The following is a 10,910-nucleotide window of genomic DNA, read 5'->3' as shown; positions in this document are numbered from 1 at the left end:
ATGGTTGTGTTATTTGCCTTCTTCTACACGTCGATCATGTTCAATCCGACGGAAACAGCGGACAACCTGCGCAAGTATGGCGGCTTCATTCCGGGGATCCGTCCGGGCTCGAACACCGCCGCCTACATTGACTACGTGCTGACGCGCCTTACGACGATTGGTTCGCTCTACCTCGTCTTCATCTGTATCCTCCCGGAGCTGCTGCGCCGCTATTTCCCGCAAATCCCGTTCTATATCGGCGGGACGTCGCTTCTCATTGTGGTTTCCGTTACGATGGACACGGTCACGCAGATTCAGTCGCACTTGATCGCTCACCAGTATGAGGGGATGATCAAGAAGTCGAAGCTCGGGGGCAAGCGTAAGTGAATCTGATCCTTTTTGGACCGCCGGCGGCCGGCAAGGGTACGCAGGCCAAACGGCTGGTTGAACAACGCGGCTTTATCCAGCTTTCCACCGGCGACATGCTGCGCGCCGCCAGGGCCTCCGGATCGGAGCTTGGAAAACGGGTCGCCAGGATCATGGACGAAGGCGGCCTCGTCTCGGACCAGATCGTGATCGACCTGATCGATGAACAGCTTACAGCCCGCGCCGGTGCGACGGGCTTCATTTTTGACGGCTTCCCGCGCACGATGGGACAGGCCGAGGCGCTGGACGGCCTGCTGCAGTCGCGCGGCGAACAGGTAAACCTGGTTATCCGCATGCGGGTGGACGATGAACGTCTGCTTGCCCGCGTTACGAAGCGTTTCGAGGAGCAGGGGAGAGCGGATGACAATCCGGACACTTTCTCCCGCCGTCTCGAGCGTTTTTATGAGGATACGGCCCCGCTGGTTCCGCTCTATGCGGAACGCGGCGTACTCGTTGAAGTCGACGGGATGGGCACGATCGAAGCTGTGGCCGCAGCGATTGATGCGGCCCTGAAACAATCGGCCTGAACCGCGCAGTTCTTCTGTTGACGGGCGAAAAAGCGTGGCTATAAGCCTCGTTTCTTAGCTTCAGGCTTAACCGCCGGTGCGCGCGACGGGTGCTTTGCCCGGCTGGCGCGCATTTTATGTTTGAACAACCCGCTTGAGGAGAAACGGCATTGGCCCGTATTGCAGGCGTAAACATCCCGACGAACAAGCGCGTGGTTATCTCGCTGCGCTACATCCATGGCATCGGCCCGTCCTTCGCCAAGGAAATCTGCGAGAAGGTCGGCATCGAGCAATCGCGCCGGGTCAACCAGCTGACCGACGCGGAAGTCATCAAGATCCGTGAAGCGATCGACGCCGGTTACATGGTCGAGGGCGACCTGCGCCGCGACACGTCGATGAACATCAAGCGCCTGATGGACCTCGGTTGCTACCGCGGCCTGCGTCACCGCAAGAAACTGCCGGTCCGCGGTCAGCGTACCCACACCAACGCCCGCACCCGCAAGGGCCCGGCCAAGCCGATCGCCGGCAAGAAGAAATAGGACTGAGATTCCATGGCCCGCGAAGCGAACCGTATCCGCCGCAAAGAGCGCAAGAACATCACCTCCGGTGTTGTCCATGTGAACTCGAGCTTCAACAACACGATGGTTACCATCACCGACGCGCAGGGCAACACGATCTCGTGGTCGTCCTCGGGCGTCATGGACTTCAAGGGCTCGCGCAAGTCGACCCCCTATGCGGCCCAGATGGCTGCTGAAGACGCAGCGAAGAAAGCCAAGGAGCACGGCCTCCAGACGGTTGAAGTGCGCGTGCGTGGTCCGGGTTCGGGCCGTGAGAGCGCTTTGCGCGCCCTGCAGGCCGCTGGCCTGACGGTCACCGCGATCAATGATACGACGCCGATCCCGCACAATGGCTGCCGCCCGCCGAAGCGCCGCCGCGTCTAGTTCAAGAATACCTCCCGGCTGCGCCTTCCATGGCGCGGCCATTCGTTTCCTGAGGAAACCTGATGACCAACGTGAATGACCGCAACTGGAAAGTCCTGATCCGCCCGAACCGTCCCGTAGTTCAGGCCGGATACGACTCGAAGCGCAAGGCGAAGCTTGTCGTCGAGCCGCTTGAGCGCGGCTATGGTACGACGCTCGGCAACGCGCTGCGCCGCGTGCTGCTCTCCTCGCTGCAGGGGGCTGCCATCATCGGCGTGCAGATCGACGGCGTTGTCCACGAATTCTCGGCCATACCGGGCGTGCGCGAAGACGTCACCACGATCGTGCTGAACCTCAAGCAGGTCGCCATCTTCATGGAATCGGAAACGCCGAAGCGCATGGTGCTTCGCGCAAAGGGTCCGGGCGAAGTCAAGGCCGGCCAGATCGAGACCTCGGGCGACGTGAAGATCCTGAACCCCGACCACGTGATCTGTACGCTGGATGGCAACTCGGAAGTCCGCATGGAATTCACGATCGCAACCGGCAAGGGCTATGTGGCCGCTGATTCGCACCGTCCGGAAGATGCCCCCATCGGGTATATCCCCATTGACGCGATCTACTCGCCGGTCCGCCGCGTCGGCTACCAGGTCGAAGATACGCGCGAAGGCACCGTCCTCGACTATGACAAGCTGACCCTCGATGTTGAAACCGATGGTTCAGTCTCGCCGGAAGACGCCGTGGCCTATGCCGCGCGCATTCTTCAGGACCAGCTGCAGCTGTTCATCAACTTCGAAGAGCCGGCCCTCGACGTGGGCGGCTCAGCCGACGAGACGGATCTGGGCTTCAACCCGGTCCTCCTCAAGAAGGTCGACGAGCTCGAGCTGTCGGTGCGTTCGGCAAACTGCCTGAAGAACGACAATATCGTTTACATCGGCGACCTGATCCAGAAGTCGGAAGCGGAAATGCTCCGCACCCCGAACTTCGGCCGCAAGTCCCTGAACGAGATCAAGGAAGTTCTCGCTGGCATGGGCCTGCATCTCGGCATGGAAGTGCCGGACTGGCCACCCGAGGACATCGAAGGCCTCGCCAAGAAATACGACGATCACATCTAGCCCAAGTTTATATGACCGGGGCCTGACCACCTCGGAAGGAACAACGCCATGCGCCATCAGATTGCACACCGCAAGCTCAACAAGACTTCCTCGCACCGCAAGGCGATGTTCGCCAACATGGCGGCGAGCCTGATCGAGCACGAGCAGATCGTCACCACCTTGCCGAAAGCCAAGGAAATGGCGCCGATCATGGACAAACTGGTCACTCTCGCGAAAAAGGGCGACCTCTCTGCCCGCCGGTCGGCCCTTTCGACCGTCCGCAATGAAGACGCCGTGCGCAAGTTGTTCGACGTCATGGGTGCCCGTTACAAGGACCGCAACGGTGGCTATACCCGCGTGCTGAAAGCCGGTTTCCGCCAGGGCGACAATGCCCCGGTTGCTGTGCTGGAACTGGTTGACCGCGACCCGGAAGCTAAAGGCGCAGCCGACAAGGCCCGCCATGCCGCTGAGCTGGAAGCAGCGGACGAATAGTCTTTCCGGTAACGGATAAAAAAGCCCGGTCCTCGCGGTCCGGGCTTTTTTGTTTTGAAGGTTATGTTTGACAGTTTGTCGCGCCGGAGATCATACTCCCGCCCCCGCATCTGTATACTCCGTACACGGAGCTTCTCGCCCTGCCGGCAGCGCGCTGTCATGCGGCGGCCATTCTCGCTGGCCGGGATTCCTGTTCGGCGGCGCATGTCCAGTGGATGGCGGGACGGGCCCGCGGCGCAGATCTCGCTGCCGAGATTTTCGGGCGTGATCCGCCGGGCGGCCTGATGAAGGCGTTTGGCCGCATGGGCGAAGTGCTCTGGCAGGCTGAGGGCCATGTCCGTTTCCTTGACCTGCTCGGTGAGCACACGGCCTGCATCCTGATCCGCCACACGAAAGTCCTGCGCCCCGAAGCGCTTGGCATCGTGGCGGCGCTGCCCAGCGTCTCGGCCGTGCCAGGTCACCGGCTGGCCTGATCGCCACGGCGCGGGACGTAATCCAGCCTCCGGAATTGGGGCCGGCTGGTCCGGCGCCAGGCCTTCCGGAACCGTTTCAACCGGTGCGGCAGACGGAGGCGCTCAGCAAGACGGCGCTTGAGTTGCGCAACTGCCTGCGGGACTTCGTGGCCGATCTCGCGGCGGGCCGCATGGCGGTCTGTGTCTGGCGCGGTGACGGCGGCCCGGCGGCCGTTGCACTGCGCCTCGAGCCCGCTGGCTGGCGTCTCGCCGAGGCGCGCGGGCGCGATAACCTCGACCTGCCGGACGAGGCCCTCATGGCCATCGTATCGGCGGTTCAGGCGGCCGGGGTGCGCACCGGCGAATCCGGGGGCTGGCTGCTTCAGCGGCTTGAGGACCGCGCCTATGACGCGCCCCCGGCGCCGGGCCAGCTTGCCGGGCCAGCTTGCCGGGCCAGCTTGCCGGGCCAGCTTGCCGGGCATGCCAACTGTCGCGCCCGGCTCGGGCTCGGGAATATCTGGGACTGACCGGCGATGCGGCCGGCCAGGGAGCCCCGGGCAAGAAAGACCCGGGGCTCTTTGCTTTGCAGGCCTGGATTTCCGGGTTAGTCTCACCTCAAACGGGAGAGAACATTATGGCGGACGGACACAAGGTCGAGGAACAGGCGAAATTCCGCGAGATGCTGGAGGGGTCCAAGGAAGACTGGGATATCATCGCCGAGCATTCCAAACACTTCAACAAAGGGCTCGCTAAGCGCGTTCTCGACCACTTGCGCCTTCTGGACGGTGATTATGGCGGCTTCCCGGTAGACCGGCTCACACACTCGCTACAGACGGCGACCCGCGCCCACCGCGACGGGCGCGATGAGGAATATGTCGTCTGCGCGCTCCTTCACGACATCGGCGACACGCTCGGCAGCTTTAATCACCCGGACGTTGCTGCCGCGATCCTGAAACCTTTCGTCTCGCAGGCCAATCACTGGATGGTCGCCAATCACGGCATGTTCCAGGGCTACTATTTCTTCCACCATCTCGGCCTTGACCGGAACATGCGCGACCAGTTCCGGGACAATCCGCACTTCGAATACTGCGCCCAGTTCTGCCATCTCTACGACCAGTCGGCCTTTGACCCGGCGTATGAAAGCGAGCCGCTGGAATTCTTCGCACCGATGGTGGAGCGCCTCTTCGCAATGCCGAAGAACTCGATGTACCTTCGCAAGGCGGAGTAGGGCGACGTGAGCGGGCAGTGACCAGATGCTGAAGTTTCTCGTCTTCGCGCTGCTTGTAGCCGCCGTGATCGGTTTTTTCGCGCTGCGCCAGACACCCAGGCGCCCGCCGCGTGACTGGCGCCATGGCGGCGATGATGGCGGCCCTGTGCCGCCCACCGTCCATATCGGTCTGGATACAGGTCGCAAGCCCGCGAATGACGCCCATCCGGGCGACAAGCCCGAGCCCGCCACGACGGATTCCGGCGCTGGCGACGGCGACTGACCTGACCGGGCACGCAGCCTTGTGCCGGGTTGATGCCTGAACAAATGTGCCTCCCTGCAGAGGGCGGCAGCTACAGGTGGTTTCCGGGTTAAGACTGCAAGCCATGGGGTTCAAACAGGTTTTCAGCTGTCCGTCGGCGGGCACTCTCCCGGGTAGGCAGGGCTGGCGCCGGCGGCGAGCGCTTCGCATCTGTTGCCATAGGTTTCGCCGTCACATCCGCACACCGGCATTCACTCCCGGGTGCAGGGGGGCGGGTTTTTCGGGCAGGTACCGGCGTCGGCCGTCTGATAGCCGGCGCCCGCTTCGAAGATGCAGGCGAGCCCGTCTGAACACTGTTTCCCGCTATGCCGCTGCACAGCTCGCCCGCAGCGTCCACCGGACGGCTGACTTCGGCCCCAGGCGCCGCTTCGGTCTCCGCCTTTTTCCTGAAATGGCCGCAGCCAGCCAGGAAGGTCAGGGACAGGCAAGAAGGGCGGGTCGCAGGGCCATCTCCTGAATTCCGGAGAGCCTGCGCTTCGCGCCGCTTCCTGTTAAGCCTTGCGGCTCATTTCGCGCCGGCAGCGACCGATGCGAAGATGTTCTGGCCATGCTCGCCGCCGGACTTGAAGGCCGGGCGGGTGGTGCTGACGTCGGTGATCTGGTCCCATTTCGCAGCAACCGCTTCGGCGGTCAGCGCGTCGCCAGCGCCGACAAAGACGCCGGCGGTTTCGACGATGCGGGCCATCGAGAAGGCGCCGGCGCCGGCCGAGAGGATCATGCCGGTGGGAGCATCTTCCTTGACGAGGTTGATCACGCCGGGTGTCACGAATTCCGGCTTGAGCGCCGAGAGCATCTGTTCGGACATGATGTCTTGCGTCATGCGGGTTGCAGCAATCGGGCAGACTGTATTGATTTTGATATCGTTTTTCGCACCTTCGATTTTCAGCGTGTTCATCATGCCGACTACGCCGAGCTTTGCAGCACCATAGTTCGCCTGGCCGAAGTTGCCATAGAGGCCGGTCGACGAGGTGGTCACGACAATGCGGCCATAGTTCTGGGCTTTCATGATGTCCCAGGCGGCTTTCACCGGCAGGAAGGTGCCGCGCAGGTGGACGGCCAGCACGAGGTCGATGTCCTCGACCGACATTTTCGAGAAGGAACGGTCACGCAGGATGCCGGCATTGGCGATGATGATGTCAATGCGGCCCCACTTGGCCATCGTGTCGTCGATCATCTTCTGCACGCCGGCCTCGTCAGAGACCGACGAGCCGTTGGCTATGGCTTCGCCGCCGAAGGCTTCGATTTCCTTCACCACAGCTTCGGCCGCAGCGGAATTGCCGCCCATGCCATCGCGCGCGCCGCCGAGGTCGTTGATCACGACCTTGGCGCCGCGGCGGGCGAGTTCAAGAGCGTGGGCGCGGCCAAGGCCGCCGCCAGCGCCGGTGACGATGGCAACGCGGCCGTCAAAGCGGATCTCGGACATGGGGAACTCCTCAAGCGGGTTTTGGCATCTGGGCGGTGTCACACCAGACGCTAACGTCAACGTCAAGCGCGTCCGCTGCGTCACCCCTTGCCGCAAGGGCTGCGGCATGTTTGCTGCCGGCCAGCGATACGGGAGGATACCATGCTCGCTTATGTGACACTCGGGACAAACAACAAGGAAAAGGCGCTGGCATTCTATGATGCCGTGCTTGGCGAAATGGGCGCCAAGCGCTTTTTCGCGAACGACCGGCTGCAGTTCTACGGCGTCGGCCCCGGCCAGCCGATGATCGGCATCGGCGATCCCTACGATGCCGGCAAAGCCAGTGTCGGCAACGGCGTCATGCCGGCGCTGGCCTGCGCCAGTACAGAAGTGGTGGACAAGGTCTATGCCAAGGCCATTGCACTCGGCGCAACCGACGAAGGGGCGCCGGGCAACCGGATGCCGACTTTCTACGGCGCCTATTTCCGCGATCCGGACGGCAACAAAATCTGCGTCTGCAAGCTCGGCTAGGGCGGGCGGACGTCTGAACGGCACAACCCTCCGGTCATCGCCGGAGGGTTTTGCTTTGGTGGATCAATCAGGTCGGGCGTCTTCCAGCTTGCCCGCATAGAAGGTGCGCAGGTCTGCGGCCAACGCGGCGAGGGCGCCTTCGTTGAGGTACATCATATGGCCGCCCTGATAATAGGTCATCGCCACGCGCTCCTTCGGGATACCGTAACGGGCGAACGTGATCTCCGCGTCGAAGAACGGCGTGATCAGGTCGAAGTACCCGTTTGCGACCCACACTTTCATGGCCGTGTTCTGACGCATCGCGGTCGTCAGTTTGGCGCTGACATTCAGGAATCGCGGCTCCCAGTATTCGCCTTCCGGCACGTCGCGGTAGTTCCAGCCATTACCCGCTGCTTCACTGGAAACCATGTAGGGCCGGTCCATCGAGACGCCGAGATCGGTCGACAGATAGTGGTTCATCAGCGCCGAATAGGCCGAGCCGATAGCATAGCCCGACACGTCCGCCTCCGGCCCTTCGGCCACATCATCCGCCTCGTCGCCGAGATAGCGGCCGTCGAGACGGCCAAGCGCCACGCCCTTGTCGCGCAGCAGTTCTTTCTGGAACCGGTGCATCAGGATCTTCAGGTCCGACGTCTCGATATAGGCGGGCGAAAGCCCGGTGAAGTAGGCGAGACGTTGCGCGATGCGGGCGCGCTCCGGCGCCGTCATGGCCGAGCCTTTCCAGAGTGCAGCCCCATACTCATCCCGCGCAAAGGCGCGCGCTTCGGCGAGGAACTGGCTTTGCGGCACGCCGGTGCCGGCGCGGCCATGAAACTGCGCGGTCGCCGCCATGCTCGGCAGGTAGGTGACATAGGAATAGATATTGTCATGCGCGGAGGTGGAGCCCTCATAATCGAGCGCCTGCGAGATGAGCACCAGGCCATTGAGCGCGATGTCCACATCGCCGGTCAGCATACGATTGGCGAGGTAGGCCGCCCGCGTTGTGCCGAAGCTCTCGCCGATCAGGTATTTCGGCGCATTCCAGCGCTTGTGTTCGGTGATCCAGATGCGGATCAGTTCGGCGATGGAGCTGCCATCGCCTTCCTCGCTCCAGTAATCCTTGTCCTCGCCCTTGCCGACAGCGCGGCTATAGCCGGTGCCGATGGGATCGACGAACACCAGATCCGTCACGTCGAGGATCGACAGCGGATTGTCGAGCAGGGCGTAGGGCGCCGCGCCGTCGTCGGCATCGGCGTCACTTGCCACCTTCACGCGCTTGGGCCCGAGGAGGCCCAGGTGCAGCCAGACCGATGCCGAGCCCGGCCCGCCATTGAACACGAAGGAAACCGGCCGCGGCCCGCTGACGTTCTCGCGGATATAGGAGATGGTGAACAGGCTGGCGGCGGGCTCGCCCTCGGCATTCCTTATATGCGTCTCGCCCGCTTCCACGCGGTAGGAGATCTTCTGGCCGCCGAATGTGCCGGTATGCGTGCTCTTGAACATCACAGGTTCCGGAACCGGCCGGGCGTCTTTTTCAGCGGCGGGCTTTTCCTCCGACGCCTTGGTATCGGGCGCGGCAATGGCCGGCATGGCGCAGGCCAAGGCGAGGGCCAAGGCGAGGGCCAGTAACATAACCGGGAGTTTCATGTCTGCTGTCTGCCCTTCGAAACGCTTCCGGATATTCCTCAGGAAAAACATCCAGACGATTGAAATCAAAGGTAAAACCTAAGCCCGCTTCCGGTCGGCGTCAAACCACCACCGGGGTCAGTTGATCGAAACCGTCCTGACCGCCGCTGCCGGGCCGTCTTTGGTCCAGGCCTCGATCCGGTAATCGCCATCAGGCAGGACCAGCGCGAGCGCAACTCCCGCAAACAGCATCACGCGGTCTTCGGGCACTGCGAGGTCCGGGTCTCTGGTGCGGCGTGCCTCGACCGGCAGGGGCCGCGCCGCTTCGAGAAACCCGGCGGGTACGGGCACCTCATGCTCCCCGGCGCTCCGGCCCGCAGTCCGGCATCCGGCCTTGATGGCCGCGCGGGATCGCGAACACGAGTTCGCCGTCACCTTGGGGCATCTGGCCTTCTTGGTAAGAGGGCAGGTATGCGGGTTCTTCGAAGGCGCCTGCGCAGCCGGTAAGGGCGATCAGCAAGGGCTCTTGCCCCGTCCGCCGGCCACCATCCGCCTTCAGGGCGCCAGACGCTGCCTGATCAGCAGAGCGCTCCTTATAGAAAATCACCCGCGCGCCGGGGCCGCGTGTGAACGCCCGGCGGCTGACCTGATTGGTACGCGCCCCCTCGCGGCGGGCGGCTTGCTCGGCGAGGCTGAGCGAGGCCAGTTCATCCGCGCTCGTCCACCAGACGCCGGCATCGACCAGGGCCAGCCGGTTGCGTTTCACTTCCCGCAGCAAGCGGCCATGTCCGGGATCGCGGGTGACGAGGCCTTCCGACATGAGCAAGACGTCCGGATGCGCTGCGCCGCCCGGGCCGAGCGTCAGCCCGTGATCGGCAAAGGCCGTGAAGCCATCCGCCGCGAGGCGGGCGACAATCTCTTGCGCGAAGGCGGACTGTTCGGGGGCATGGTGAGCGGTTTCGATGACGACGATCCGGGTAATCGCGGGCCGCCCGCGAGATCATCTCGATCGGCACCGCCCATTGGCGGGGGCAGGCATAGTCAGCGTAAGGCGCTTCGGCCTCATCGACCAGGTCATCTCGTCCCATCGCGCGCAAAACGTCTGCAAACTTGCTGTCGCCGGATGTGCTGGCGCCGGCGACACAGAAGTCCGCCTGCGCAAAGAAAAAGGCCCGCGCATCGCCGGCATAGTCCGCGTCACGCAGCCAGGCTTCTGCAGCGACGGCGCAAGCGCGCGGACCATCCTGCGCCACCATTACGCGCAGCTTGGGGATTTTCTGCAGAACACGCCGCCAGCAACAGCGCCGATAGGCGGGCAATTTGCCTTTTCATTCGCTGATTATCCTTACGGAAGAGGTGAGATCCTGCGTCCGGCAACCGGCCGCGCGCGTCCACGTAACTCGCCCACCAGGCCAGGCATCCGGCGGCGGATGCAGCTGCGAAGGGAAAGTCAGGGCTATTGCGATTGCCAATGCCTGCTTTCCAAGCCGGGGTCGGCCGGTTAAGCCTTGCGGCGGGGTTACAACAAACGAGAGGTGCGCGGGGCATGCCAGCAGGATTTGAATGGGGTTGGGATAACGGCCGCGCTTTGCTCGGGATTGCCGCCATTTATGCGCTCTGCTGGGTGCTATCGGAAAAGAAAAATCTCTTTCCCTGGAAGATCGTGCTCGGCGCGACGCTTATGCAGTTCGCCTTCGCCCTCATCCTGTTCGGCATTCCGGTCGTGCGCGAAATCCTGTTCAAGGCCAACGATGTCGTCGGCGGCCTGCAGGCGGCGACCCGCGCAGGCACCAGCTTCGTCTTCGGCTATGTCGGTGACAACGCCGCCGCCAGCGAACTGATCGGCGGCTCCGCCCCGCCGCTGTTCTTCTTCCAGATCCTGCCGATCATCATCGTGGTCGCTGCGCTCTCGGCCATTCTCTGGCACTGGCGCATCCTGCGCTGGATCACGAACGGCTTTGCGGCGGTCTTCCGGCG

At 63.2% G+C, this 10,910-nt stretch carries 16 protein-coding genes; 12 read left to right on the top strand and 4 right to left on the bottom strand.

Annotated elements, in window-relative coordinates; all coding sequences use genetic code 11:
* From WEA77_RS15280 to WEA77_RS15235, 10 genes are all read left to right on the top strand, one after another.
* On the top strand, positions 1–366 hold a 366-nt coding region (locus WEA77_RS15280), incomplete at its 5' end, for a preprotein translocase subunit SecY (protein ID WP_368068730.1).
* Positions 363–932, top strand: coding sequence for an adenylate kinase (locus tag WEA77_RS15275; protein WP_368068729.1), 570 nt, complete (start codon positions 363–365; stop codon positions 930–932). The genes WEA77_RS15280 and WEA77_RS15275, both read left to right, overlap by 4 nt.
* 149 nt (positions 933–1,081) lie before the next feature.
* A complete protein-coding gene (gene rpsM / locus WEA77_RS15270; RefSeq protein WP_368068728.1) occupies positions 1,082–1,450 on the top strand; it encodes a 30S ribosomal protein S13 in 369 nt (122 codons plus the stop codon).
* A 12-nt stretch (positions 1,451–1,462) separates the two neighbouring features.
* Positions 1,463–1,852: a 30S ribosomal protein S11 gene (rpsK, locus tag WEA77_RS15265; protein ID WP_368068727.1), complete on the top strand. Its 390-nt coding sequence runs from the start codon at positions 1,463–1,465 to the stop codon at positions 1,850–1,852.
* A 71-nt stretch (positions 1,853–1,923) separates the two neighbouring features.
* Entirely contained in the window at positions 1,924–2,943 is a 1,020-nt protein-coding gene (locus WEA77_RS15260; RefSeq protein WP_368068731.1) for a DNA-directed RNA polymerase subunit alpha, read from the top strand.
* 48 nt (positions 2,944–2,991) lie between these two features.
* A complete protein-coding gene (gene rplQ, locus WEA77_RS15255) occupies positions 2,992–3,414 on the top strand; it encodes a 50S ribosomal protein L17 (RefSeq protein ID WP_368068726.1) in 423 nt (140 codons plus the stop codon).
* A gap of 215 nt (positions 3,415–3,629) precedes the next feature.
* Positions 3,630–3,887, top strand: a complete 258-nt coding sequence (locus WEA77_RS15250; protein ID WP_368068725.1) for a hypothetical protein — start codon at positions 3,630–3,632, stop codon at positions 3,885–3,887.
* An 83-nt stretch (positions 3,888–3,970) separates the two neighbouring features.
* Complete coding sequence (locus WEA77_RS15245; RefSeq protein WP_368068724.1) at positions 3,971–4,393, top strand: hypothetical protein; 423 nt, start codon at positions 3,971–3,973, stop codon at positions 4,391–4,393.
* Between the two features lie 107 nt (positions 4,394–4,500).
* Positions 4,501–5,094: an HD domain-containing protein gene (locus WEA77_RS15240; protein ID WP_368068723.1), complete on the top strand. Its 594-nt coding sequence runs from the start codon at positions 4,501–4,503 to the stop codon at positions 5,092–5,094.
* Positions 5,095–5,119: 25 nt separating this feature from the next.
* Positions 5,120–5,356: a hypothetical protein gene (locus WEA77_RS15235; RefSeq protein ID WP_368068722.1), complete on the top strand. Its 237-nt coding sequence runs from the start codon at positions 5,120–5,122 to the stop codon at positions 5,354–5,356.
* A gap of 544 nt (positions 5,357–5,900) precedes the next feature.
* Here WEA77_RS15235 and WEA77_RS15230 read toward each other — a convergent pair.
* A complete protein-coding gene (locus tag WEA77_RS15230) occupies positions 5,901–6,818 on the bottom strand; it encodes an SDR family NAD(P)-dependent oxidoreductase (RefSeq protein ID WP_368068721.1) in 918 nt (305 codons plus the stop codon).
* A gap of 141 nt (positions 6,819–6,959) precedes the next feature.
* On the opposite strand from WEA77_RS15230, the gene WEA77_RS15225 reads away from it, so the two are divergent.
* Positions 6,960–7,328, top strand: a complete 369-nt coding sequence (locus WEA77_RS15225) for a VOC family protein (RefSeq protein ID WP_368068720.1) — start codon at positions 6,960–6,962, stop codon at positions 7,326–7,328.
* A gap of 63 nt (positions 7,329–7,391) precedes the next feature.
* On the opposite strand, the gene WEA77_RS15220 is transcribed toward WEA77_RS15225, so the two are convergent.
* The 3 genes from WEA77_RS15220 to WEA77_RS15210 form a co-directional block, all read right to left on the bottom strand.
* Positions 7,392–8,954 (bottom strand): S10 family peptidase, encoded by a 1,563-nt coding sequence (locus WEA77_RS15220; protein ID WP_368068719.1) that lies wholly within the window; start codon positions 8,952–8,954, stop codon positions 7,392–7,394.
* A 117-nt stretch (positions 8,955–9,071) separates the two neighbouring features.
* Positions 9,072–9,284, bottom strand: a complete 213-nt coding sequence (locus WEA77_RS15215; RefSeq protein ID WP_368068718.1) for a hypothetical protein — start codon at positions 9,282–9,284, stop codon at positions 9,072–9,074.
* A 1-nt stretch (position 9,285) separates the two neighbouring features.
* Positions 9,286–9,753, bottom strand: a complete 468-nt coding sequence (locus WEA77_RS15210; RefSeq protein WP_368068717.1) for a hypothetical protein — start codon at positions 9,751–9,753, stop codon at positions 9,286–9,288.
* A 726-nt stretch (positions 9,754–10,479) separates the two neighbouring features.
* Here WEA77_RS15210 and WEA77_RS15205 point away from each other — a divergent pair.
* The coding region (locus tag WEA77_RS15205; protein ID WP_368068716.1) for a Na+ dependent nucleoside transporter N-terminal domain-containing protein at positions 10,480–10,910 on the top strand (431 nt) is incomplete at its 3' end.

The sequence above is a fragment of the Hyphomonas sp. genome, assembly GCF_040882205.1.
Lineage (GTDB): Bacteria > Pseudomonadota > Alphaproteobacteria > Caulobacterales > Hyphomonadaceae > Hyphomonas.
The sequence above is the reverse complement of the archived record's forward strand: the minus strand, read 5'-3'. Positions and strand labels throughout refer to the sequence as shown.